Origin of the sequence: Nostoc sp., assembly GCF_036916655.1 — a bacterium.
In the GTDB taxonomy this organism is placed as follows: Bacteria; Cyanobacteriota; Cyanobacteriia; order Cyanobacteriales; family Nostocaceae; genus Nostoc.
In genome coordinates, this window is the sequence record NZ_JBALFY010000056.1 from 29,115 (window position 1) to 55,181 (window position 26,067).

A 26,067-nucleotide genomic window follows, 5' to 3' on the forward strand; every position below is an offset into this window, starting at 1 on the left:
ATCAAGATTTTACCGGAGTCAGGGGTACCCAAGTGACAGATATATTTAAGACAGTACTATTTCCTATCGATCAAAGCCGGGAAACGCGGGAAGCTGCTGATGTTGTTACCAACGTAGTCAAAAAGTACAGTAGTCGCTTGGTGCTACTGTCTGTAGTCGAAGAACCGCCTCCAGATGCGCCTAGCGCAGATCCGATGGTGTCACCAGAGGTAGTTGCAAAACTGCTAGAAAATGCCCAATCTTTATTTTCTGGGCAAGGAATTCAATCTGAAACCCTCGAAAGGAAAGGCAAGCCAGCTTTTACAATCTGCGATGTCGCTGATGAAATTGGGGCCGATTTAATTATCATGGGCTGTCGGGGGCTAGGCTTGACTGAAGAGGGAGCAGATGATAGTGTTACTACTCGTGTGATTAACCTTTCTCCTTGTCCAGTGCTGATTGTGCCTTAACAGAGACAATTTTGGATTTTGGATTTTGGATTTTAGATTGACCAATAATTCCTTGATAGTACAGAGCAAGCAGATTTAGATTTATCTGTGGAATCAATCGAAAATCCCAAACCTAAAACTCCCAATACCCTAGATTTATCTATGGGGTAAATTCAAAATCCAAAATCTTCTTTCTTTGTGTCCTTCTCTGACGAGACGCTGCGCGAACGTGTTCTTCTCCCTTGGCGGTAGCCTGCGGCAAGCCGCCTCGCATCTACTTTTTCTTTCTTATACTCAAATATGCTTTAGCGCATCTTCATACATAATTTGCCTTAGTATCCTAAACATTTTGATTCTTATTAGTACTTACGCACTGTACAAATGCGTCGTGAGCTGAATTACCTAAAATAGGGAGTTTCCAGGCTTTTCTTAATTATCCTGCGATGCCTACGGCGGTAAACTACGGAAATAGACCATGCTGTGCCCTTACGAAAGATATGGTTAAAAACCTTATCCATATTTGGTATTTCTTGTCAATGCATAAGTCCTACTTATTAGTCCTTTCAAGGTAGTTGTTCACTTTCCCTCACCAAAAAAGGATTAAGAGGGCACAGGGAGGGGGAGATGTTTTATACCTTTGTGCTAGGTCTTCTTTACTCAGTCGATTCATTTACCCTTGGCTTCAATTGCACAATTCTTTTTTACATTACCATACGATACTCACCCTTACTTTTACCTATACTGCAAACTCTTGCGGATGGGGGGAGAGTGAAAAACTACCTCCATTGTGGGAAAATAAAAGATAAATGGTACGATGACAATCTGATGATTTCACCTTTAGATGTCAACTGTGCTGAGTTCTTTAGGTACACTGATGATGGCCAGATTTTGGCGACAAATAATTCACAAAAGCAATTAGCTGCTGAAACAACAATTGATAAAGTTGCACTCAATATTGACAAGCTAAAAAATTTACGTGCAAAATCTATTGAGCCAATATTGGAAATTATTAATACGATTACAGAAGAAGAGAGAGAAGACTTAATTCTAGGCTTCAGTGAAACTGATTATAAAGGATATTACGAAGAGTTTTGTGCTGCGATTATCTATTTACTAAAGAATTAGTCTTAATGGCATAGCCCGTTGTATACATCATATTATACTAAATAACATTAACTTAATACTCACTGTAAAACTATATGATTCTTGAGGCAGTTATTCTTCATGTTAAACCCGGTTTAGAATCCGATTTTGAAGCTACTTTCAAAAAAGCTTCTAAAATTATTTCCTCAATGGACGGATATTTATCACATGAATTGCATAAATGTATAGAAGTCAAAGGTAAATATTTATTACTTGTCAGATGGGAAACTTTAGAATCTCATACTGTCGGATTTAGAAGTTCTGCCGAGTTTCAAGAGTGGAAAAAACTTCTACATCATTTTTATGATCCATCTCCCATTGTTGAACACTTTGAAGAAATTGAAATATAGTTTTTTAGCTCTAGCGAATAGAATGAGACTGTTGGTCAATTCAGGGTGGGTTTGATCCCTCACCTCTAAAACATTGGTTTGGCGTTGTTTTCCCGCCCTGAAATAAATTATCGGGCTAATAAGCTCAAGTCCGTTGAAACGGACTGAAATCAGAGTAATAATGATAGGTTAGACCCCCTATTAATTAGCCAACAGTCTCATAGAATTCGCGGCTACACAAACAAAGCCCACCTTCTCTTCGAGACGCTACGCGAACGTGGGCTAAAAGAAAATTAAGATTTTTAACCCACTCACTACTCTACTCGTTGTAACTGCGCTACTCTTGGGTCAACAATTTTTTGTCCCAGACTGGCAAATTTAATTGCTACAGACATTTTACTACCCGTTCCGAAAACATGAGTAATTTCACCGAGACCAAAAGTTTTATGCAAGACTCGATCGCCTACTTGCCAATTCTGGGTTGTGTCTTGTTTTCCATTGGGAGTAGAAGCAGTTTTGGTATAACTTTGACGACTCGCGCGTTTTGTAGATATTAATTCTTCTGGTAATTCGTCGAGAAATTGCGATCGCATCGCAGGTTCACGAGAACCATACAAACGACGTTCCCGTGCGTGTGATAAAAATAACCTCTCTTGAGCGCGGGTAATTCCTACATAACACAAGCGGCGTTCTTCTTCCAAAGACGCAGGATCGCTGAGGGAACGGTATCCGGGAAATAACCCTTGTTCTAATCCCACCAAAAACACCACGGGAAATTCCAAACCTTTGGAAGCGTGCAAAGTCATTAAAGAAACGGCTGTTTGTCCTTCTTTTAATTTATCATCAGGATTTACAGCTTTGTCGCTAAGAAAGTTTTGTAAGGAAACATCTTCGTTTTCTTCTTCTTCTTGAAATTCGATTGCAGCATTGTAAAGTTCCTGAACATTTCTTATCCGTTCTTCATTTTCATCTGTATCTTTGCTTTGCAAATCTTGGATATAACCAGAGTCTTCCAGCACTATATTTACAAGCTCAGGAACGGAAACTGTTGCGATTTGTTCTTGCCAACTTTGAATCATTTTAGCAAAGCTATTTACCGCTTTTGCAGACCTTCCAGCTAATGTATTAACTGATGTTTCATCACTGAGAATTTCCCACAAGGTTATCCCCAATTCCTGAGAAGCATTATCTAAAGCATCAATGGTTGCTTTACCAATTCCCCTCCGGGGAGTGTTAATAACTCGTAATAAACTGACTCTATCAGCAGGGTTATTTATCGCTCTTAAATAAGCGATGACATCTTTAATTTCTTTGCGGTCATAAAACTTAATTCCTCCTACAACCGTGTAAGGAATTTGTTTTTCTACTAACAATTGTTCAAAAGGACGAGATTGGGCATTTGTCCGATAAAGTATAGCAAAACTACCCCAGTTCAACTCTGGATTTTGCTGTTCTAAAGTACGAATTTGATTAATTACAAATGCGGCTTCTGCAAGTTCTTCATCGGCTTTATGACAAGTAATCTGTTCACCCGTTCCCCGCGTCGCTTTCAGGACTTTATCAATCCGTTGGGTGTTATTTTCAATTAGTTCATTAGCCGCTTGCAGAATATTTTCACAAGAACGATAGTTTTCCTCAAGCTTAACCATCGTCCGGGTATCATCATCTACCAAACCATCGCCAAAGTCTTCCTGAAATCCTAGCAAGATGGTGAAATCTGCCATCCGAAAGCTATAAATTGATTGGTCTGCATCACCGACAACAAAAACCGAGCGATTTTCCCATTGCCATTCGCTCTTTTTGGTTTCGCCATTGGTAACTAATAAATTAATAAGTTGATACTGAGTGCGGTTAGTATCCTGATATTCATCTACGAGGATATGACGAAACTTGCGATGCCAGTAACCTAATACCTGCTCGTTTTGTTGAAATAATCTAGTAGGTACAAGAATAAGATCGTCAAAGTCTAGAGCGTTATTTTGTGCTAACTTATCTTGATATAAATTGTAAACTTGGGCAATCACCCGTCCGCGATAATTTGGTTGATCTTGCTCAAATTCTTGGGGTGATAAACCTTGGTTTTTAGCATTACTAATAGCGTAGCGGACAGATCGGGCATCAAACTTCTTATCGTCTAAATTTAGCTCTTTATTAACGATTTCTTTGATCAGACTGATAACATCTGATTCATCAAAAATAGAGAAATTGCGATTCCACTTGCGTCCTTTTTCGTCTACATATTTTTCAATATCAAAACGGAGAATGCGAGAAAATAGACTGTGGAAAGTGCCACACCATAAATCTTTGATCGTGTTTTTGTAAACTTGCGATCGCAGTAGCGTTTGTTGATATTCTGTTAACAAATCCAATCGCTGGCCGTGTTGTTTCATTGCCAGTTGTTCAGCAAACAGCCGTTGAATCCGTTCTTTCATCTCCCGTGCGGCTTTATTGGTAAAAGTAACCGCCAGGATATTTTCTGGATCTACACGGTGTTTCAGAATCAGATTTGCAATACGATAAGTCAGCGCTCGTGTTTTACCGGAACCTGCGCCAGCAACAACTAGCAACGGGCCGCAGTAGTGTTCGACAGCTTGACGTTGACTAGGGTTAAGGTGACTGAGAAAGTCGATGGTTGTTGTCATAGATGTGAAAAAGCGATGTCTCCGACGGGCTACGCCTACGCCTGGGGTCACATCAATAGAAAGTCGCTATTGTCCAGGTTACAACATCCTAACGAAACTTGGTCAACAAAGATTGTCAGGCATCATCTTTATCGTATTTATGCCAAAAATCCGCGAACCATAGACCAAAACATTTTCAGGGCAATTCATGAATTACCCCGATAATACGTTAACTTTTCTACGTAGAAAAGTTAGCCACTAGTTATTCCGGCGCGTTGTGTCGTAAAATCAGCCACGGGGAATCAAACATCAAAACATGAAGAGCAAGCTCTAACTTGTTCTGTTGTTAACAGTAGGGGCAATTAAATTAATCAATTGCTCCAATACGTTTTCGTGGGGACATGACAATGTTTCCTAGAGCGTGGTTTATTTGCTTGAAAAATGCTGTAATACCTAACTGAAAGTATAGTCACCAATAAGACTATTCACTCTTTGAGTACCCAATTGACATTAGGTAGCAATACAAGATACATCATCATTGAACCGTTAAATTTTTAAAGATGAAAAATTTCTTTAATTGCAGGTTTTACCAGTATAAAGAGGGGTGGATATGGATTTTAGCTTAATTGTATCCAACATTTTGAATCCGCCAATTCTGTTTTTCTTTTTAGGCATGACTGCTGTTTTTGTCAAGTCCGATCTAGAAATTCCCCCACCAGTACCCAAACTCCTTTCGTTGTATTTGCTATTTGCAATTGGTTTTAAAGGAGGGGTAGAACTAATCAAAAGCGGACTGAATCAGGAAGTAATTTTAACACTCCTGGCAGCAATGTTGATGGCTTGTTTTGTTCCAATTTACACCTTTTTTATTCTGAAGTGGAAACTGGCTACTTATGATGCTGCGGCGATCGCAGCAACCTACGGTTCTATCAGTGCCGTCACTTTCATCACTGCCGGCGCTTTTCTCACTGAGCTTGGTATTCAGTATGATGGTTACATGGTAGCAGCTCTTGCCCTGATGGAATCTCCGGCAATCATTGTTGGTTTGATTTTGGTGAGTATATTCACCGCCGATGAGAAGCGAGAGTTTGCTTGGTCAGAAGTTTTGCAAGAAGCATTTCTTAATAGTTCAGTTTTTCTACTAGTTGGTAGCCTTTTAATCGGTGTCTTGACAGGAGAACGTGGTTGGCACGTATTAGAACCCTTTGCTCAAGGGTTGTTTTATGGCATTCTCACCTTCTTTTTACTAGATATGGGACTCGTGGCTGCCAGAAGAATTAAAGACTTGCAAAAAACCGGAGTTTTCCTGATTTTATTTGCCATACTAATTCCAATACTCAATGCAGGCATTGGGTTAGCGATCGCCAAATTCATCGGTATGCCTCCGGGAAATTCGCTGTTATTCGCTGTATTGTGTGCCAGCGCTTCTTACATTGCTGTGCCGGCGGCGATGCGGATGACTGTTCCCGAAGCAAATCCCAGCCTATATGTTTCCACCGCTCTAGCAGTCACATTTCCGTTCAATATTATTGTGGGAATTCCGCTATATCTCTACGGAATTAACCTATTCTGGAGGTAATAATATGCACGTAGTTAAAAGGATAGAAATTATCGCCAACTCCTTTGAGCTTGCCAAAATTTTAGATAATTTAGACAAGTCCGGTGTACATAGTCATGCCGTCATTAGAAATGTTGTTGGTAAAGGATTACGAGGAACGACAGAAGATTTAGACATGACCATGCTTGATAATGTTTACATCCTCGCATTTTGTATGCCAGAAGAACTCAAGCGTGTTGTCGAAAATCTCAGACCACTCCTGAATAAATTCGGAGGTACTTGTTACGTTTCCGATGTGATGGAAATTCGCTCTGTCAGATGTATCGCGTCTCTGTAAGAGAGTTATAAATTCAATGAAAAATTTCATAGAACGTCGTGACTTTTTGAAGTTGGGAATGACCGGAGCATTTGGGATGATGCTATCTGCCAGCGATTTACTCTGGCGGGTAGAACAGGCGAAAGCTGCCGAAATCCCCTCAACTTCCCCTGAATCCCTCAGTCCCGATGCAGCTTTGCAAAAGCTGATCGAGGGAAATCAGCGATTTGTCAATCATCATCCCCAATACCCCGATCAATCTGCGCTGCGGTTGCAGGAAGTTTCCCAAGCTCAACATCCATTTGCAACTATTCTCAGTTGTGCTGATTCACGAGTCCCCGCAGAAATTGTTTTCGATCAAGGCATTGGGGATATTTTTGATGTGCGGATTGCCGGAAATATTGCCACACATGAAGCGATCGGCAGTATTGAATATGCGGTTGTCTTATTAGGTTCTCCGTTGCTGATGGTAATGGGCCATGAGCGTTGTGGGGCTGTTACCGCCGCTGTCCAAAACGAATCGTTACTCGGTGATATTAGTACTTTTGTGAAGGCAATTAAGCCAGCTGTAGAAAAGGTCAAGAGTCAACCAGGTGATGCAGTTGAAAACGCTGTGGTGGCAAATGTGCAATATCAAATTGAACGGTTAAAGCACTCAAAGCTTTTAACTGAGCAGGTAGAGTCCGGCAAATTGAAAATTGTCGGCGGTCGTTACGATTTGGATACCGGGAGAGTAACTATTATTACTTAATTCGGCAGATGAGGGAGCAGAGAAAGAAAATATTACCTCATTATTATCCCTCATCCCCAGTCCCCAATCCCCAATTCAATCCTGCACAGTCATTGGCAGACGGATAGTAAAAGTAGAGCCAATTCCCGGCTGACTTTTGACAATAATTTCACCACCCATCATCTGGCAAAAGTGGTGGCTAATTGCTAAACCTAGTCCCGTACCTCCATACTTTTTCGTAGTCGAGGTATCACCCTGGGTAAAAGGTTGAAATAACTGCTGCTGTTGACGGTTAGACATACCTATACCGGTGTCGGTCACGGTAAAAGTAATCATACCTAAAGGAGCATCCAATCGTACTTCATCCTTTTCTCTGTTGACTGTCAGCGTCACCTTGCCGTTTGTAGTGAATTTACTGGCGTTGCTGAGTAGGTTTAACAATACCTGCCGCATTCTAGTTTGATCGGCGTACATTGTGCCAAGTTGTTCATCAAAATTTACTTCTAAAACATTGGCATTTTTTTCGATAGCTGGTTTGACTGTGAGAACAATATTATGAATCAGCGTCGCAATCTCGAATGTCTCAGGATAAAGGGTCATTTTCCCCGCTTCAATTTTTGACAAGTCGAGAATTTCGTTAATCAGGTGCAGTAGATGCTTACCAGCAGCGTTAATTGTTTCTAAGTCTGTGATAAAGTCTGCCGATAAACCAAGATCGGTAGCGTCGTCTTCTAGTAGTTGGCTTAAGCCAATGACAGCATTTAATGGTGTGCGTAATTCGTGGCTGACATTGGCTAAAAATACGCTTTTTGCCTTGCTAGCAGCTTCGGCTAGTTCTTTAGCTTGTTGTAGTTCTTTTGTTCGCTCAGATACTCGCTCAATCAAACGATTTAGAGATTTGGCAAGTAGCCCAATTTCATCTTCAGTGGTGACAGGCGCTCGTAAATCGAAATTATGTTTCCTGGCAACTTGTTCAGCTACTTGGGTTACAGTGATAACTGGTTCAGCGATCGCTCGACTGGTACGCCAAGCGACAATAGCTGCGATCGCTACCGAAACCAGCATACTCAAGATCACAATGAATCGCTCAACTATTTTTGCTTCCTCAACCGCTTTTTGCCTTTCTTGCTCTTGATCTTCAGCAGTTTGCAGGATATTAGTTAAGTTTTGCGAAAGCTGGTCTAGTCGCATGGCTGTTTCACCACGCATAATTGCTAATAACTGCGATCGGGCAGAGTCAATCTGCTGAGACTGCACTTTTTTAGAGTCAATTTTCTGTAATACTACTTCTATTTGGTCAACGTAGGCTTTTAAATTATTCTTGTAATCTAGCAATAACGTCTGTAAAGTCGAACTTGTTGCTGCTAGTCTTTTAGGCTTACTATCGATAAATCCGCCAATTTTTGACTCTAGTTGCTTGGCTTTTTCAACATTCTTCAAAAAATCAGCTTTTTTACTTTGCAGTTGTTGTGAATTTTCTAATACAGCAACTAGGTTAGAGCTATGTAATTGTGCCCCGACTACTGCATCTTTATAATTACTCAGTAGTTGCCCTTGTTCATAAGCTTGGTTGAATTGTCTAACTTCCTTTCCCCGGTAGTAATTAGCAATCACTAACCCAGTCAGTGAGCCAAAAAAGCCAATTCCGATAGCTACAAAGTACCCATAGCCAATTTTTTGATGGATGCGCCAAGAACTAGCTTTGAGTTTCCCTCGTGAGGGAAATTCTATAGTTGGGAGTTCGTCTGTCGATTGCTCTTCGGCTGACACTTTTTTGCTTTCTGAACTGCTGTCAATAGGGGTTGGCTTTTGAGTTGGCATTTCTCAAACCTCCTTGCCTTCCCACAAAAATAATTAAATTAGCCTAGCTTGTGCAAACACTTCAATTAGGCATTAACATCTACATTATCTTCTTTTATCGCAAGAGAAAATCATTGCTTACTAGATAAATAGCATAGCCTTATACTGTACGAGTATTTTTTGCAGCATTTTTACTAAGTAAAATTGCTATGACAAACAGAATTTAATTTTGTCAGGAGCAACGATATAGTTTTCTGCACTAAAGGCCTGTCTGAAAGCGTCTTCTCCTTACCATACTACTTTCCTCAATATGTTGGTTGATAGCAATGAGTTTTTGCCATCACTTACGTCATTACTCTACCTTACTGCTTCCTTATAAAATTAATACAATCAGGAAAAAAACAAAAGTTTGATAATTCTTGGGTATTGGGCATTGGATATTGGACATTAGGGACTTACAAATAAAAAAATATCCAATTAACTCTTGTGGGGTGGGCGACACGAGAGCCCAGTCCATAAGGCGCTCGTGTCGCCCACCCCACAATATTGGATAATTTATTTCTTGGAGTTCCCTTAAACCTCGTCTACCTTGAGAACCGTAGTTTTGTAGGTTGGGTGCAGCGATAGCGTAACCCAACATAAAATTTGGTGGTAATGTTGGGTTGCGTTTCACTCCACCCAACCTACATAAATATATCTTTTAAAAAACTCTAGGTTTCAACATAGATGAGGTTTAGTTATTTCTTCCCTACTCCTCTGCTTCCCTACCCAGGCACACATATCATAAAATAGTTTAAATGTCTAGTATCTGTGAACACACAAAAACTTTTATTACGTATTAATATCAATACGAATAGGTTAATTGACGAACCCGGCTTAAGATAGCTTAAATATCAGATAAAATCGGCTTCTAGGCTTATATAAATGAGAGGTGGACTTTTTTTTGCATGATTTGTACTTAGATTTAGTACGATTATGAGCAAATGACACGGAATGGGATAATCACAACTTGAGGATTCCAGTTGATTCCAAAAAATAGAACTCAGGAAGTTGATTATAATACATCCTACTGCCTTCTGAGTTCTATCCTCCTACTGACTATCTACCTTGTAGTTGATGCAGTAGATATTAAGGGGCAATTATGGTTAAAGGACACTAAAACCCTTTTGTGTCCTTCACCCAATTGTACTGATGCACTTGTGCATTACCTAATCAACACCCTTTTGGTTGTAATTATCCAGATTAGAAAAACTCAACTGTCAAATTAATAGGAGTGAAAATGCCAGAACAAGAATTTACCGAAACCGCATCCAAAGACACTACAGTGGCAGAGATCAACACCCAAACGGGAACCATCACCAAACTCCAGCCTCCGGCACAGCCTCAAGACGAGTGGGTAAAATACGGGGAGCAAATTTCCACCTTTTTAGCAACATTGCCTGAATATGTGGGAGGCTTCTTTAATCAATATAAGCAACCCCTGGTAACAGTTGGTTTAATTGTGGGATCAATTGTTGCCGTTAAAGTCCTTTTGGCAATATTAGATGCTTTGAATGATATTCCTTTGGTAGCCCCTACTTTCGAGTTGATCGGTATTGGTTACTCTGCCTGGTTTGTTTACCGCTATTTACTCAAAGCTTCAACCAGGAAAGAGTTAACTACTGAAATCACCACTCTTAAATCACAAGTTGTTGGTAAAGAAATTCCAGAAGCTTAATATCTAATTATCGCTTCTCTATGAGACTCCACGCGTAGCTTACTTCTGTGTAAGAGTACGCTCTAATTCCAAATTAGCGAAGCCTGAAGGCCTATTTACGGCGTTCAGGCTTCTCTCAAAATACCCTACTAAGTTCATTAACAATTCGTATAGAACTCGCTTCTTTTGCCCTTGCTTTAATTACGAATTATGTAGCTTGCTTCTCGCCAGAGGCAAGTATTACGAATTACGTTAGCGTAGCGGTAGCGAGTATTCGTTCGCTTTTAGCGTCTCGTAGAGAGCGTCAATATGAATTATTGTTGAGACGAGCCTCCAGTGGACAATTTACCCTTTGGGTTCGCTTTTGGAGCCTGTGGAAATTCTGGAGATATTTTGGGCGATGCCTGCGGCGGGCTAGGTCTACGCACTATATTAGGAGATGTAATTGCCTCCAATTTGCCCCGTTTTACTAAAGCTTGATGAATCATCGCCGCCACTTCCGCCCGACTAGCTACTTTGTTGGGATCGAGGATTTGGGGATTTGGATAGTTAACTACTAGACCATTGGTTGTAGCAGCGGCAATTTTAGCTACAGCATAAGGTGGAATATCTTTAGCATCTTTATAGACACTAATAATCTGATTTGGGGAAGTGGGGGCTTTTAAATTTAACCCACTGACAAGGGCAACTAAAACTTGTACTCGTGAGATATTTTGTTGTGGTTTGAAGCTTTTTTTCGGGTAGCCTTTGAGAAATCCGGCGCTGATGGCTTGGTTAATTGCTGGAGTTGCCCAGAATTTTGTTGGTACATCTTGAAATGCGATCGCAGTCTTAGACGGTTCTTGGTCAAAGGCTTTTTCTAGTATGGCAGCAAATTCAGCACGGTTTACAGGCTGATTTGGTCTAAAAGAATAATCAGGAAACCCTTTGAGAATTCCACGGGCAGAAAGAACATCTATAAAACGCCGACTCCAAAAATTATCGGGCACATCGTTAAATGCAATTGGCGGTGGAATGATTGATTTTGGTCTTGCTGGAGTGACTAAAGGCAAAGCTGATGATTTAATTGATGACTCAATTTCTGTTGAAGGAGATACAGGTGTTTGTACTTGTGGAGATTGAGTTGGAATTACCAGAACAGATGGTAATACTGTGCCCCAAGGAGTTGCGCTGTTCTTTGGAAATGCGGGTGTGGTGGGTTTAACAACAGCCTCAGGTGGAGAATAGGGAACGTTGCGGGGGACTACATAAGGTTCTACTTTGGCATTAGGAGAGGGCAATACTTGATTTGGTTGAACACTAGAAGATGGTGTGGCAGAAGGCAACAGCAGCCCGTTTAAGTTCCAGCTAGAATCTCTGCGAGACAATGACCAAAAAAGAATCGCTCCAACAGTGCTAAATGCAATCAGAATGGCTATAAATTCATCAAAGCCAAGGGCAGTTTTTTGAGATGACTCCGGTTCAGAAGGAGGTCTATTTGTCATCGTGATTACCCTGGTAGCAGTAAAATTTGTGTCTAAACAAATTAAGCCACAGATGACTCTTTTACACCAGCCCTTTTAATTCCTAATTTATAGAAAAATATCAGGTTTCTGGTTCAATGCCGAGCGATCGCAATTGGGCAGCTAGGCGATCGGCTCTTTGGCGTTCCTGTTCGGCTCTTTGGGATTCCTGTTCTGCTCTTTGGGATTCCTGTTCTGCTCTTTGGGATTCCTGTTCTGCTCTTTCATCGCCACTCAACAACAAATTACCTTCTAAATCCCACCAACGCAGCCAGGGTAATTCCACATTCTGATAAACTCCCTGCCATAAACCTAATTCAACACCCAAAGCAACTATAGGATAATGTCCTCGTTCATTTGCTGGTAAAACTTGATACTGTCCTTCAATTAGATGATAAACTTCTAGGTTGGCTTTACTCGCTTCATAAATGCCGTAGAAGGCAGGACGAATCACTTGCTCATAAATCCAAAATTTACCCTTTAAAGGAGTTTTATCCCGTTCTTCACTACCGTCCCCAGAGACAAATTCTAAGACAATCAACGGGGCAATAAACTCTCGCCACATCACATAAGAACGTCGCGTTTGCCCATTGAGCAAAAATGGTACATTCGGTACATAAAACCAATCTGGTGCTTCTGCGCCTTTTTCAAGGGGATCGGTTAAGCGCCAGTAAATGCCTAAGTCTTGCCCTATACAGTATTCACCTTCAGGATTTAATTGTTTGAGGATGGGTGTAATAGAGTCAGTTAGTAGGATGCTTTGAGGATGCTCTTGCCAATTCTTCACAAAAGTACCATTGGACTCAGGAAGTTGAGTATGATCCGGGAATGGGAAAGGAGTGAGAGCGTTGGGTGGATTGGTTACAGAGGTCATAACGCTACCTTTGCACTCTTCTTAAAGGTTATTTTTAGTTTAGCTTGCGTAGGCGTAGCCCGTCGTAGACATCGCTTTCTAATATTCTCCACCCAGATTATAAATCACACGCCAATGACTTCTAATCGCTTGAGAACGATTTTCAGCTTGACAGAAAACTAGTATTATTAGATACCTAAACTAAAATCAGATTTTGAGGGTGGCAGAATGTAAAATATTAACTTATTCTTTACCTGTCTTTGAAAAAATCAGGGTGTCTAGTGCCAGAAGAATTCAGTTGCCAAATCTCACCGCCATTTTTGTCTGAGGGTAGCGATCGCGATCTTGATTTAGATTCAAGCCTCCAAGAGCTACCAATGTATAACTTCTCGGTGGAAATCAGCCACACTGGTATAGAAGTGGCTAGTTTTTTGGAAAAATATCCCTTGCTACCAGGAGTAATTTTGGTAGAACAGGGAGAATTCATTGGGATGATTTCGCGGCGGCGATTGCTCGAATTTTTGATTCGCCCATTCGGACAAGAGTTATTTGTTCAGCAATCATTAGCTGTTCTCTACAGCTATGCGCGGACACCGATTTTGCTAGTTGCTGATACAACATCGATTTTAACTACAATGCAACTTAGCTTAAAGCGATCGCCAGAATTATTAGCAGAACCAATTGTAGTAGAAACCGAATCTGGTGCTTATAGATTGTTGGATGTCCAAGAATTGAATATTATTTCTTGGCAAATTCGAGGAATCGACAATCTGATCCGCTATGAACGCAGTCAAGCCCAAATGATTCAAAATGATAAAATGGCCAATTTGGGGCGTTTAGTAGACGGCGTAGCCCACGAAGTTTTAGACCCAGTGGGTTTTATTTGGGGTAACATAATTTATGTTTCAAACTACAGTCAAGATTTACTCAAACTCATAGCCGCTTACGATCGAGAGTTGCCATCAGTTTCTCAGGCAATTAATGAGATTAAAGAAGAAATTGAATTTGATTTTTTAGAGCAAGATTTGTCGCGATCGCTTGCTAGTATTCGCACGGGAGCGGAAAGATTAAAAAAACTCGTTACTAGCTTGCAAAACTTCTGTCATATAGATGAACTTTTTCCCAAACCAGTAGATTTACACGCCTGTATAGATAGCATTATTTTACTAATTAATAGTCGTCTTCAAGGAGAAATTGAAATCGTCAAATACTACGGTCAATTGCCTCCAGTATATTGCTTTATGGGGCAATTAAACCAGGTTTTGATGAATATTCTAAGTGAAGTTGTGGATACTTTACTCAATGAAGCAGTGCGACAGCAGTTACATTTAGAAGAGACAAAGACTGTTCAAAAACCCCGAATTGAAATTACCACAGAAGTTATATCACAAGAAGCAAGCAACCCAGATGCACCAGATTCTCGCTGGGTTTTAATTCGCATTGCTGATAATGGCTCTGGAATGTCTGAAGAATTACAACAGCAAATTACAGAGTCTTTTTCTCTTGATACAAAGAATGGTAAAAATACTGGTTTAGCATTAAGTTATCGAATTATTACTGTGAGACATGGCGGTAAATTGAGTTTTAATTCACAGATTGATATAGGTACAAAATTTGAAATTTTATTGCCTTTAGTTTGATTTATTCTAAATTACGAATTACGAATTATTTTAGGGAATTCCAAGAAATAAATTATCCAATATTGTGGGGTGGGCATCCTGCCCGCCCAGTTTATATGGCTCTCGTGTCGCCCACCCCACAAGAGTTAATTGGATATTTTTTTATTTGTCAGTCCCTTAGCGCACGTGGCGTAGCCCATTAAGAATTACGAATTAACGTTGTGTTAGATTACTGGCCAACCTTCCTGCTGGATAGGAATTTGAATCACAAACTCCGTTCCTTTTTCAGGTGTCGAAAAAAATTCTAACTTACCGCGATGTTTTTCGGTGATGATTTGATAGCTGATAGCCATGCCCATTCCTGTGCCCTTACCGACAGGTTTGGTTGTGAAGAATGGATTGAAAATCTGTTTTTGAATAGATTCAGGAATTCCAGAACCATTGTCTGCGATCGCAATTTTTACCCATTGCAAATCAACCACAGAGGTACGAATCATGATACGACTGGGATTATCCCGGATTTCCTGATAAGTTCGTTTGACATTGAGTTCTTCGAGGGCATCGAGCGCATTTACTAGAATATTCATAAACACTTGGTTTAGCTGACCGGCGTAGCACTCTACATGAGATAAATTGCCGTATTCTCTGATAATTTGAACCCCTGGGCTTTTATCAGTGGCTTTCAGGCGGTGCTGCAAAATCATCAAAGTATTGTCGATGCCTTCATGAATATCCACCGCTTTGCACTCAGTTTCATCTAGGCGTGAGAAGTTACGCAGTGACAGCACAATCTCTCGAATCCGCTCCGTCCCGATATTCATTGAGTGCAATACCATAATTGCGTCTTTTTCTAGAAACTCTAAATCGATGGTTTTGCGTTCGGTCTGAATTTCAGCAGGTGGGTTGGGGACGTAACGGTGATAAAGTTGGACAAGTCGTAATAAGTCATGAGTGTATTGGCTGATATAGCTGAGATTTCCATAAATAAAGCTAACCGGATTGTTGATTTCATGTGCAATTCCAGCCACCATTTGACCAAGGGCAGACATCTTTTCGCTTTGAATTATTTGAGCCTGCATTTTATGCAAACTATCTAAAGTATTTTCTAACTCTTGGCCTCTTTGCTGCAAGTCTATTTGAGAGTCTTCTAACTCACAAATGACTTTCTTAAGTAAAAACTCTTTTGTTTCAATGTCAATTTCTAGCTGGCGGCGTTCATTTTCGCTGCGTTCCAGCTTTTTCCGCAAAATGCGGTTTGCTTTTTCCAACTCTTGGATTTGTATGGAATTGTCTTGGTTCTCCATACACTAATTATTTTGTCCCTACTAACAGTGTTACAAACGTTTTATTATGAATTTGGGTTTGACCTCCACCCACTATAGGAGCAATTTCACCATAAGCATAGAAACCACAACAAGGTAATGCCTTTGGTAAATGAGTTTTGACAAGCTGATATTCAACTCTTGCTAAAGTTCCCAGAATTCGCCGACGGGCTGCACAAGAAATAAGTAATGCTGCTGTTGGCTCCACACCGGGATAATCGGCAAGAGCATTTTTCAAAGATGTTTCAGAAGCGGACAGAATATTATCACGAGTCGCATCGGTGATTTGTACAACTGCCTGCTCAGGAATATCTAAGAAGAACTTCACGCTACCAGACTGTTGATCGTAGCCATTGGGTGCGCGCAAATAGAAATGATCTCGATCCTCAAAAACTGCCAGAGCATAGATGGCATAATTGGATGCAAATCTTTCTTCACCGAGATAATGCCGATAGAAATCTAAGGCACGCTGTCCATCAATTTCATAAACGACGTTACCATCCACTTTAGTTATACGGCTACGTTGACTAATGGGATTCCAACCACAGGCAACTCCGTGAGAAAATAGTAGTTTTCCAGAGAATAGCAGTACTGGAACTGAATCACTCAATACTTCACCCTGGAAGAATTGGTAGGTTTTGTCAAAGGTATAGTCATCGGCAGTCATTCCCCCAATGATGGGAATATGTTCTCCCAGGCTTTGTTTTAAAGCTTCTACAATGAAAACCCCATTGCTGGTTAGACTATCGGGAAAGGTAAGGCACAATTGGGGTACAGATGTACTTTTTGCCTGAGCTTGGGCGATCGCTTCTTGGGCTGCAAGGGCTGGATTTTTGGATACTCCTCGGCCAATCCCTGAGCGAATTTCCACTTCATCGCTAGCAAACAGCATTAAGGTTAGAGAATCTTGCTGAAACTCCAGAATTGAAGAGATTTCTCCATTTGTAGTTCCACCAATCAACTCAATTCCGGGAAAAGCATCTTGGATGCGTTGCAAAATTAACGCATGGTCAAAATCTATAGCAGTGAATAAAATTCCAGCTTGGGGAAGGAAGTCGGCAAGAGAACGGCTACATTCTTCAAGAACTTCAGCGATCGCATTTTGAGAATCAGGATCGTCGCTATGGCCAACAACAACTCGAAACACAACTACCTCATTGTAAGTTTAAAGACCAGGTAGCTGATCCAATTGGGATATCAGCACCCAGCAACCTACACTTAGACTTCCCACTTACTTGAACTAAATCTCAATTCATCTGCAATAAAACAGGAGTCAGGAGTCAGGAGTCAGAATTCAGAATGGGCTATGCCCCGCTGCGCTAACAGAATTCAGAATACTCTACCCATAAAGGGATAAGCTAATCAGCATTAAAGTTGCATAATCAGGGCGGGCAAGATGCCCACCCCACAAGACATTGAGAAAATTTTAATATGCAAATTAAATGTGTTTTAGCTTAGAGTTTTAAGGCGAGAATATTTTAATTTTTTCGCCCACTCGTACAGAATTCATACTGAATTCTGACTCCTGAATTCTGAATTCTGAATTCTTCTTATAAATTTTCACCACGTTGGTAAATTTCCCGCGCGTGATCAGTCCAAGCACCTTGTCCCCAATAACGAAAACAACTGGTTTGCAGCAAAAGATTATGTAGAAGAACGTTACGGTATTGAGACTGTTTCGTGATAGCTTCTGCTGAGTCAGTTTGCAGCAATGGATCAAACTTCTGATGGAATAAACTACTTAATTGATACATCGGAGACAACACATTTTCATATCCTTTTACCCAACTGATATGATTTGTCCACGAGGCTCCATCTAGATGAAAATTAGAGTTTGTTTGCTTTAATTCTTGAATCGCATTCTCTACAGCTTCCGGTTGATTATTTTCTGGTGAAACTCGCTCCCAAATTTGGTGTTGTCCTACTGGTTGACAAGTTGGGTAATCTTCAGGTTTGCATCCCGCAGCTTCGATTAATTCTAAATATTCTGTACCGCACACCCCAACAACACCTGATTTTCCTCCGCCATTATTTACCATATCCCCCCAAGCTTGTTTAAAAGCGCTAGGAAATTCATTCATCATCACGCCGCCATTTTCACCATCACCGATTTGGCTAACTATTGGTGGCACAAATACACTGCCAATTTGTTGTTTGGATAATGTTTTCGCTTCATAATAAGGCTGCATCTGAGCAACTAATTTCGTATCGGAGCCTTGGGTTTTAATTAAGGCTGTAATACTAATTGTTTCGCCTTGAGAATTACGGGCAATCAGACGATGTGGTAAATGTTTATGAGTGAGAGATTGACCCGTAAGAGTTTCTACAGAATGTTCTTGAACAAGTAGCCAGCGATATCCACATTCTTTCAGCGCTTTCACAAATTCAAAGAGAGCATCAGGGTGATTTGGTAGGTGCATTTCTGGGGGCGAAAATCCTTTGACTCGCGCTAGTGCTTCCCAGCCAAAAATTGCCGCAAAGTGATGTTGCCATGCAACGATATGTAATTTAATATCTGCTATGGGTGTGGAAGGAATAACTGCATGACCCCACATTGTACCCAGCCATTCTACATAAGGTTGGTAGGTGCGATCGCAAGTAATCCGTTTGAGATTATCGAGAACATCACCGCGTCCCATTTGCCGCAATCCCCACAGCAGATTACCAGAGTAATCCAACATCACACGGGGATTGCAACCTTGATTTACCAGTTCGGGGATCAAGTCACCCATCCGGCTGTAACAATGGGCAAAAGGATCTGCATTATGGTTATCCCCTTCATGGGGATGTTCAAACATATATTGCAGATTGCTGATGAGTGTACCGCCATTTCCAGCAGGTATAGTTGGCTGGTGCATGTGCAAAGCGATCGCAAACACAGCATTTACGTCTTCTAAGCGGATATTCGTTGTTGGTAAAAATACTGGTCGATCTTGGTTAACCACAGAGAGAACCTCTGTTTCCCAACCAGAAATATTCGGTAAGCCATCAATGATTTCGGGCAAAGGAGTCAGGGTTGTAGGGAAGGAAAGCATTTCTGATTGCTCCGAAACAAGGTATGTCTAATTATGCGATCGCACAGCAATTTCTGATCTGCAACTTTATTTATTGATGCAAACTGCGATCGTCTTGTAGTCCCGCAATATCTGTGTAGTTCAAGAGTTTCTATATCACACTTGTATAAAAAGCGTTAAAAAATGTACATTAAGTTTACTTAAGTTTTGTTACTAGAGACGTACAAATGTAGTTCTCTACAGCCGATTCATTATGTTGCAAAGATTGTTGAAAATGGTATGATACAACTCAAAATTCATAAATTCATATTTCATCTAAGTTTCTAAGTTTGAATCTGTTTCCCTCTTTTAAATAAGCTGTAAAATCTATAGAAACTATACACATTAAATATTATTTATCAAGATAAAATTTTCTATTCTCTGCTTGACGCGAATTTAATTTTAGGAGGAGTCTAATGAAACTAAAACAATTTGGAATTACATTTTTGAGTGTCTGTATTGCTGCTTTTTCAGGAATGAAAGCAGCAGAGGCGGCATCATTTTCGGTAATCGCCGATGGTCTTAATAATCCACGTGGTCTAAGTTTTGGCAATGACGGGAGTCTCTACGTCACCGAAGCAGGAACAGGCGGCAGTGGAGCTTGTGTTCCTTCACCAAGCGTTGCAAACCAATCTTTATGTTATGGCACAACTGGTGCAGTCACCAAAATTGCAAATGGTAGGCAAGAACGTATACTTACAGGACTTCCTTCTTTAGCATTACCAGATGGTACTGATACTTCTGGGCCTCAAGATATCAAATTTGATGCTACTGGCAAGCCTTATATTGCAATTGGGTATGGTTCAAATCCCACATTTCGAGCTGCATTAGGTAACACTGATTTAGGAAAAATCATCACTGCCAATTTCAATACAAATTCGTGGACTAGTGTTGCTGATTTAGCTAATTATGAACTTGCAAATAATCCCGATAAAGGCGATGTAATTAGCAATCCCTTCTCTCTTCTTATAGATGGAAATAAAATTGTTGCAGTTGATACTGGTGCTAATGAGTCACTCAGCGTAGATACTGATGGCAGTAATTTAAAGGCGATCGCTACAATTCCCCGGCAGACATTAACTAATCCAATTTTTCCCTCTGGCGCATCATCATCGCCATTTGAAATTCAAGCAGTACCCACAAATATTGCCAAAGGCCCAGATGGCGCTTATTATATTAGCCAATTAACTGGTTTTCCTTTTCCACAAGGTGAAGCAAAAATCTATCGAGTTGGTGCTGATGGTCAACCAACAGTTTATACCGATGGCTTTACCCAACTTACTGACTTAGATTTTGATGCTGAGGGTAACTTATATGCTTTGCAGTACGCTAATCAGTCACTCTGGAAAGGTAATCTAGATGGTTCTGTGATTAAAATAGCGAGGGATGGGACTCGCACAACTATTCTGAGTGGCAATGGATTAGAGTCTCCTACTGCTTTGACTATTGGTGCTGATGGTGCTATCTATGTGACAAACCGAGGCGATCGCCCTGGACTTGGACAAGTTATCAAAATTGAGAATTCCAAGTCTGTTCCTGAATCTACTTCTACTTTCAGCTTATTAGCATTTCTTGGCACTGTGAGCGTTACTTTGTTGCACAAGGGTAAAGCCAAAGGAGTGAAGATTTCGGACAAGTTTGTTCAGGAGTGCTGAGTCAGCGATCGCCCTCGGCTTCTCTACGAAACGCTACGCGAAGGGATAAGTTTTTCAATCAGGCGTTGTCTTCTTGGGGCTGGCGGTGTTGCTATTCGTAAAATTAGCTCTAACAACCAAGGGGCGAGGCGTTGACACAACACGGCTAAATGACTTTGCCATCCAACTAAAATTTCTGCTGAATCATTCTGCATTCCGGCGACGAGTGCTTTCGCCACTTGCTGCGGAGTCATGGGGATCACCCAGCGAAATAATTTTAAGTCGCGCACCATGTCTGTGTCTGTCAGAGAAGGCAATAATGCAATCACACGAATATTGTGTTCAGCTAATTCTTGGCGCAAGGCTTGGGTAAATCCTAAGATGGCAAACTTGGTTGCTGAGTATGTCGCCATCGTTGGTGCAGCTACTTTCCCCATCAGGCTCGATACATTGACAATTGTCCCTTGTCTTTGGCTAGCCATGCGTCGAGCAATCAAACTAGTGAGGTTGTACATTCCTAACAAGTTCACCGAGAGTTCTTCTTGAACTTGGGGCATTTTAGATTGCAAAAATGAGCTTTGGTATGCGACTCCCGCACAATTAACCAGCAGGTGAATCTGTCCGTAATTGCGCCATAGTTGGGCAACAGCGATATTTACTTCTATTGTCTGCGTCAAATCTAAGGCCACGATCGCAGCTTCCGTACCCATCGCCTCGATTTCGCTAGCTACTTCCACTAACTTGCGGCGATCGCGTGCTACCAATATCATCCGTTTGATGCCTTGTTGCGCTAGTTCGAGTGCGATCGCTCGTCCAATTCCACGCGAAGCCCCTGTAATTAGGGCAACTTTACCTTGAATCTCCATTGGTTTTATCCTCTAAAATTTAAGTCTTACCAAACTCTTCGTTATTACCGATACACACAAGCAAGAGCTACTTGCTTGTCGGCACAAAGTAAGACAAATAATCAAACTGAAACCAAGCCTTTAGCAACGAGATATTTCTTAGTTAATCTGCAATCACTCATAGTTGTCTATATGAGGCAGAAATCTCTCGTTTTGAACCCGTCAAAGCCTAACACAATTGGCTGAATGGGTATAGCTCATAGATTTTATTTCTCCTAGATCCGAGCGTTCATCAGCATCGTTGTCATACACACGTTAGCAATTAAATCAAGGTATTGCAATATTTTTTAATAAGAATTTCTTAATACTTCTTCACGACAAGTATATATATACAAAAGATTTTATTAAATAAGTTTTTATAAATCCCTCAGTATAAATATCTCTCTTTCCTGACAAATAGCCTGATTTTGAGAAAATTCATAGCTTAGAAACAAAAAAGACATACAGAATATTTTAGGTAAATGAGGTACGAAATTTAATAAAAAAGCCATATACCAAGAGACTTTCAACCCAGTTAAGAGTTCCCTATTCTCTGTTCTCTGCTATATAGTGTTTTGGCTGATGGTTGCAATAGTTAGAAGCTCTAACTAACTCATATAATTGCAACAGTATATTTACTGTTTTCTTGAAAAGTAAGGTTGATGGCTTTTATTGATTGAAAATAATCAAAGAAGGCTAAATCGTTGTCTGAAATTATCTGCCAAAACTTTAGGACAAATAGTAATGTGTTTAGGTTTAGCTTTGAGTTTATCAAAGTAATACTTGAGACTGCCTAGTCTATAGCAAACTTCAATCATTCACAAACAATAAGATCCCCGATTTCTCTAATAAATCGGGGATCTTAACGTAAGTCAATATGATTCCTAATTGATGATTCTGCCTAAAGCCATACTCCGTAATTTTACGTAATCAGTAAGTACTACCCCACGGTTAAATCGACTTGCTTCCAGCAAAGATAGATAAGCTAAAAACATCTAATTTGCAGCATAACTCTTGTGGGGTGGGCGTCTCGCCCGCCCAGTCTATAGGGCGGGCGAGACGCCTACCCCACAATATTGGATAATTTATTTCTTGGAGTTTCCTAACGAGGTGTAGGAGTAGGTTGAGGATTTGATGGTTTGCTTGCCTGGGGAGTTGGCCCACTCCAAATTTGATTGAACTGCTCTACCGACAAAGACTGTAGAAGACTGAGATTAAGCGGCTCTTTACTGATAAATGTGCCGTAGGAAGGCTGCAAATAGGAACGGTATTCAGGGCGGTTGAGGAGATGGGTTTCTAAAAAAGCGACGCTGAGGGCGTTGAGATAGGAATAAACAGCAGCACGATCGGGGCCTAGCAAGGCAGGTGGTACAGGTAAGACATCGTTTCCAGGAGTAGGTTCGGCGATCGCTGAAAAATGGGTGGCATTTTCGATCAAAGCCAGGTACTTATTAGAGTCAGAAAGCCAAGTAAAGGGGCGAATTTGCTCAAATACGGGTGGTGCGAAAACATCTTGACTACCTGCTACCAGCATGACGGGAATTTTAATTTGACTGATTCCCCCCTGACCTAAAACTGAGCTGTCAATGGGATTAATCGCAATGATGGCCTTGATGCGATCGTCTTTGAGTTCGTAATTCTTTGGGGGTAAATCAGTTGCTTGACACTGCAAAAACAGCGACAAATTAAAGGATGAGTTATCGGGATTACAATCTTGCCTTAGTTGCTCAAAGTTAATATTGGCTCCTGCTAGAGTCAAAACAGTATAACCACCAAAGGACTGACCGATCGCCCCAACTTGCTGAAAATTAAGTTTTCCCTGGAGGGTGGGATCGGACTTATCTAGACGCTGGAGTTCATTGAGTAGATATTTGATATCTAAAGGTCGGTTGATAAATTCTGCTGCATCTGGGGGCCCTGCCAAACCTGCAAAATATTGCTGAAAGCGTTCGGCATTACTACCAGGGTGTTCTAGTACCGCAACGGCAAAGCCATAAGATGCTAGATGTTCAGCCAGATAGACAAAGGTAGAACGGTCTGAGGCCAGTCCATGAGAAATTACAATCAGGGGAAACGGAGGCGAGGAAAGTTCTTTAGTGCTTTGTGAACCTGCTGACGGCAGATAGATATCCACAGGTAGACGGCGTGAGCGAGAAATGTCATTTAAATCCAGGCTTTTTTTCTGCCAGGTGAATTTTCCTGGCGATCGCAAATCTGGTTGTTTGGAGAAATCAATGTTGGAAGTGGCTGCTTGAGCGATCGCTTCTTTGTGAAGCGAAGCAAAAACCTCATCCTTTCTTTTGATCAATTGCGACAAATCATCAACTATCCTTAACCCCTCCGTGAAATTCACCCGGATAGTATTGCTTGGAAATTTCCGCAGTAAATTCACCACCGTTAAACCCTCGCGATCGGCGGCAGCCAAAATCAAAGAGGCACGTATGGCATAGAAGCCATTCTTTCGAGACTCAGTGAGAAGTAATCTTCCCAGTTGTTTCACCAACTGCTCGCCTATAGGTGAGTAGGTAACTTGAGATACTAATGTAGGAGTGATATTAAACCGTTGCTGGAGTAGATCCCGCAGTTGAGCGAGTTGTTCAGGAGTAGCACGATTAGCATAAAATGAAAAATCTTGATCGATTTTGCCTTCTTTAGCAAAGGTTTCCAGCGAGTCCACGGATAGCGAAAAGTCACCGAAGGGAGGATAAAAAAAGCTAATGCGTTCAGCTCCCAATCCGGGAGTGGCAGTCAAGAACGTAGATAGCAAACCTAAACCCAGATATCTCAAAAATTTTTTCATTAGAATAACCCACTGTCTAACCCTGCCAAACAAGTTTGGACAGAGAGGAAAGCGGGGCGGGATCTATAACCGCTTTCCTGTTTGCACAGGTTACAAGCACAAGAAAGCAAGTACTTGCATCCATAGTTTCGCACATACGCAATAATCGGTACTCAACTAAATTTTGGGATGTATTAAATTATCAAAGCATATCAGTAACAAATTTTTCCGCCAAATAGCATCAGTAGAGCGATAATAGATATAGAGATCAAAATATTTTATATGTCCTTCGCCTCCTGTACTTGTTGTGTTGTCGTCCTCAACCAACAACAAGAGCAAAATATTTCCCACCATAACCAGTGCCAGGATGTGCCAGTTAACCACAGTAAGACCGTGGTTAAAACTTGCACTGTTGTTGAAAATGGTCGGGTAGTTGTTAAACCCTTAGAACCACAACTCAATCAAACTTCCGATTGAAGAAGAATTCAGGAGTCAGAATCAAGACTCGACTAGAAAATACTCGCTACCGCGACTCGCTCTAAACGTTGGCGCAGCCTCTCGTAGAGAAGGCTTTACGCTGCGCTATCCGCTTTTTCGGTCAAAAATCATTCTGTTAGCGGATAGCTAAGGTTTAGCCCATTCTGACTGCTGACTACTGAATTCTGTTCAATAAATTTCATTCCTCTAAATCTAAAGGTAAAACATCGTGGAAGCGGTTGTAATCAATGTAGCGATGTCCATCGGGTGTGTGGTGGAAGATATCGGCAAATTGATTGTTCCACAAAATCTCATTAGCACCATAAGTATGACGGGCATGGACGACCTGTGAAACCGTTTCATCAAGGCCACTCAAAGAGACGATCAGAATAGTATTTGTCTGGGTTAAGGATTCTGGTGTCATCCCATATAGAGGACTAAACTCATCAATGACATGCATCACTGACCAGCTTAACGTGAAGCTAGGTGTTTGGTTCGTCAGCAGTTTGAGATCGTGGAACCGCCGCATGAACTGCCCTTCTAGAGTTACTTCGTCGCGCATTAAGTAGACTCGCATCTGCGCCTCCAGAATTATATTGCGACGCTTATTAGCGCTGCGAAATATGAGAGTCGGCATCGCATTATGAGGTGTAATTACAGCAACACGGCTAAAGACCACACGGGCTGTAGGTCGGGAGAATCGGGCAAACGCTAGTCCTGTCATCACAGCAATTCCCACCAAACCGATCATTGCTTCAATGGTGACAATAATGTTAGCGTAAGTTGTTTTCGGATACATTGCCCCATAGCCAATAGATGCTAGGGTTTGCACGCTAAAGAAAAAGACATCTAAAAAAGAGCCAGGTCGGGCGTTGGCAATACAATCTCCTCCGATCAAGTAAGCTAGGGCAAATAGAGCATTAATAGTTATGTAGAAAGTACAAATCAGGATTATAAAGCCAATCCAGGGAATCGTTAGCAGCAGATGATAGGGATCGCGCCAGTAGGAATGCCATGCACCCATACCCATAATCTCAAATTTTCCATCTTGAACATGAATCTGAATAGGTGAGATCAAACGCTGTCGTTTCTTACCAGAAAGTCTCTTGAGTCGAAATTTCATTGCAAGTAGCCAAAAGAACGGCAACTGCTTAGTATTGTAAATTAAGTTGCTTTAGAGGCATTCACTCTGGATAATTAGGGACTGGGGACTGGGAAAGAAATTATTTTAAGATTTGCTTGGGATCTCAATCCCCAATTGCCAGTTAAAATTACCCGCAAGGGAATGGAAACTTCACTTTTGTTTTCTGAAATCAGCAAAAA

Annotated in this window: 21 protein-coding genes; 11 read left to right on the plus strand and 10 right to left on the minus strand. The window is 41.1% G+C overall.

Annotation, left to right across the window (positions count from 1 at the left end; genetic code table 11):
* Positions 1–41: 41 nt before the first annotated feature.
* From V7L31_RS13800 to V7L31_RS13810, 3 genes are all read left to right on the plus strand, one after another.
* Positions 42–449 (plus strand): universal stress protein, encoded by a 408-nt coding sequence (locus V7L31_RS13800; protein ID WP_334696802.1) that lies wholly within the window; start codon positions 42–44, stop codon positions 447–449.
* 603 nt (positions 450–1,052) lie between these two features.
* Positions 1,053–1,553, plus strand: a complete 501-nt coding sequence (locus V7L31_RS13805; protein ID WP_334696746.1) for a hypothetical protein — start codon at positions 1,053–1,055, stop codon at positions 1,551–1,553.
* A 74-nt stretch (positions 1,554–1,627) separates the two neighbouring features.
* The gene (locus V7L31_RS13810; protein WP_292842315.1) at positions 1,628–1,921 is read left to right on the plus strand and encodes an antibiotic biosynthesis monooxygenase family protein; all 294 of its coding nucleotides are present in this window, start codon (positions 1,628–1,630) and stop codon (positions 1,919–1,921) included.
* A 293-nt stretch (positions 1,922–2,214) separates the two neighbouring features.
* Here the strand turns inward: V7L31_RS13810 and pcrA are convergent, their stop codons facing one another.
* Positions 2,215–4,542 carry a DNA helicase PcrA gene (gene pcrA, locus V7L31_RS13815; RefSeq protein WP_334696747.1) on the minus strand — a complete coding sequence of 776 codons (2,328 nt, stop codon included), beginning with the start codon at positions 4,540–4,542 and terminating at the stop codon, positions 2,215–2,217.
* Here pcrA and V7L31_RS13820 point away from each other — a divergent pair.
* From V7L31_RS13820 to V7L31_RS13835, 4 genes are all read left to right on the plus strand, one after another.
* Complete coding sequence (locus tag V7L31_RS13820) at positions 4,529–4,705, plus strand: hypothetical protein (RefSeq protein WP_334696748.1); 177 nt, start codon at positions 4,529–4,531, stop codon at positions 4,703–4,705. The genes pcrA and V7L31_RS13820 overlap by 14 nt on opposite strands.
* A gap of 426 nt (positions 4,706–5,131) precedes the next feature.
* A complete protein-coding gene (locus V7L31_RS13825) occupies positions 5,132–6,100 on the plus strand; it encodes a sodium-dependent bicarbonate transport family permease (RefSeq protein WP_334696749.1) in 969 nt (322 codons plus the stop codon).
* Positions 6,101–6,104: 4 nt separating this feature from the next.
* A complete protein-coding gene (locus tag V7L31_RS13830) occupies positions 6,105–6,416 on the plus strand; it encodes a P-II family nitrogen regulator (RefSeq protein ID WP_334696750.1) in 312 nt (103 codons plus the stop codon).
* A 16-nt stretch (positions 6,417–6,432) separates the two neighbouring features.
* The gene (locus V7L31_RS13835; protein WP_334696751.1) at positions 6,433–7,146 is read left to right on the plus strand and encodes a carbonic anhydrase; all 714 of its coding nucleotides are present in this window, start codon (positions 6,433–6,435) and stop codon (positions 7,144–7,146) included.
* A gap of 75 nt (positions 7,147–7,221) precedes the next feature.
* Here the strand turns inward: V7L31_RS13835 and V7L31_RS13840 are convergent, their stop codons facing one another.
* Positions 7,222–8,946, minus strand: coding sequence for a sensor histidine kinase (locus V7L31_RS13840; protein ID WP_334696752.1), 1,725 nt, complete (start codon positions 8,944–8,946; stop codon positions 7,222–7,224).
* A gap of 1,258 nt (positions 8,947–10,204) precedes the next feature.
* Here V7L31_RS13840 and V7L31_RS13845 point away from each other — a divergent pair.
* On the plus strand, positions 10,205–10,642 hold the full coding sequence (locus tag V7L31_RS13845; protein ID WP_334696753.1) for a CAAD domain-containing protein: 438 nt from the start codon (positions 10,205–10,207) through the stop codon (positions 10,640–10,642).
* A 293-nt stretch (positions 10,643–10,935) separates the two neighbouring features.
* Here the strand turns inward: V7L31_RS13845 and V7L31_RS13850 are convergent, their stop codons facing one another.
* On the minus strand, positions 10,936–12,105 hold the full coding sequence (locus V7L31_RS13850; RefSeq protein ID WP_334696754.1) for an S-layer homology domain-containing protein: 1,170 nt from the start codon (positions 12,103–12,105) through the stop codon (positions 10,936–10,938).
* A gap of 100 nt (positions 12,106–12,205) precedes the next feature.
* The gene (locus tag V7L31_RS13855; protein ID WP_334696755.1) at positions 12,206–12,997 is read right to left on the minus strand and encodes a Uma2 family endonuclease; all 792 of its coding nucleotides are present in this window, start codon (positions 12,995–12,997) and stop codon (positions 12,206–12,208) included.
* Positions 12,998–13,257: 260 nt separating this feature from the next.
* Here V7L31_RS13855 and V7L31_RS13860 point away from each other — a divergent pair, with 260 nt between their 5' ends.
* Positions 13,258–14,616: a sensor histidine kinase gene (locus V7L31_RS13860; protein WP_334696756.1), complete on the plus strand. Its 1,359-nt coding sequence runs from the start codon at positions 13,258–13,260 to the stop codon at positions 14,614–14,616.
* A 203-nt stretch (positions 14,617–14,819) separates the two neighbouring features.
* Here V7L31_RS13860 and V7L31_RS13865 read toward each other — a convergent pair whose 3' ends face one another.
* The 3 genes from V7L31_RS13865 to V7L31_RS13875 all read right to left on the minus strand — a co-directional run bounded on the left by V7L31_RS13865 (position 14,820) and on the right by V7L31_RS13875 (position 18,952).
* On the minus strand, positions 14,820–15,899 hold the full coding sequence (locus tag V7L31_RS13865) for a sensor histidine kinase (protein ID WP_334696757.1): 1,080 nt from the start codon (positions 15,897–15,899) through the stop codon (positions 14,820–14,822).
* 7 nt (positions 15,900–15,906) lie between these two features.
* The gene (locus V7L31_RS13870) at positions 15,907–17,064 is read right to left on the minus strand and encodes an FIST signal transduction protein (protein WP_334696758.1); all 1,158 of its coding nucleotides are present in this window, start codon (positions 17,062–17,064) and stop codon (positions 15,907–15,909) included.
* 403 nt (positions 17,065–17,467) lie between these two features.
* Entirely contained in the window at positions 17,468–18,952 is a 1,485-nt protein-coding gene (locus V7L31_RS13875; protein ID WP_334696759.1) for a glycosyl hydrolase family 57, read from the minus strand.
* 434 nt (positions 18,953–19,386) lie between these two features.
* On the opposite strand from V7L31_RS13875, the gene V7L31_RS13880 reads away from it, so the two are divergent.
* Positions 19,387–20,625, plus strand: a complete 1,239-nt coding sequence (locus V7L31_RS13880) for a ScyD/ScyE family protein (RefSeq protein WP_334696760.1) — start codon at positions 19,387–19,389, stop codon at positions 20,623–20,625.
* A 23-nt stretch (positions 20,626–20,648) separates the two neighbouring features.
* Here the strand turns inward: V7L31_RS13880 and V7L31_RS13885 are convergent, their stop codons facing one another.
* Together V7L31_RS13885 and V7L31_RS13890 are read right to left on the minus strand one after the other, a co-directional pair.
* Positions 20,649–21,470 carry an SDR family NAD(P)-dependent oxidoreductase gene (locus V7L31_RS13885; protein ID WP_334696761.1) on the minus strand — a complete coding sequence of 274 codons (822 nt, stop codon included), beginning with the start codon at positions 21,468–21,470 and terminating at the stop codon, positions 20,649–20,651.
* 1,120 nt (positions 21,471–22,590) lie between these two features.
* The gene (locus V7L31_RS13890; RefSeq protein ID WP_334696762.1) at positions 22,591–24,288 is read right to left on the minus strand and encodes an alpha/beta hydrolase; all 1,698 of its coding nucleotides are present in this window, start codon (positions 24,286–24,288) and stop codon (positions 22,591–22,593) included.
* Positions 24,289–24,549: 261 nt separating this feature from the next.
* On the opposite strand from V7L31_RS13890, the gene V7L31_RS13895 reads away from it, so the two are divergent.
* Entirely contained in the window at positions 24,550–24,744 is a 195-nt protein-coding gene (locus tag V7L31_RS13895; protein WP_334696763.1) for a hypothetical protein, read from the plus strand.
* Between the two features lie 199 nt (positions 24,745–24,943).
* Here V7L31_RS13895 and V7L31_RS13900 read toward each other — a convergent pair whose 3' ends face one another.
* A complete protein-coding gene (locus tag V7L31_RS13900; protein WP_334696764.1) occupies positions 24,944–25,867 on the minus strand; it encodes an ion channel in 924 nt (307 codons plus the stop codon).
* Between the last annotated feature and the right edge of the window lie 200 nt (positions 25,868–26,067).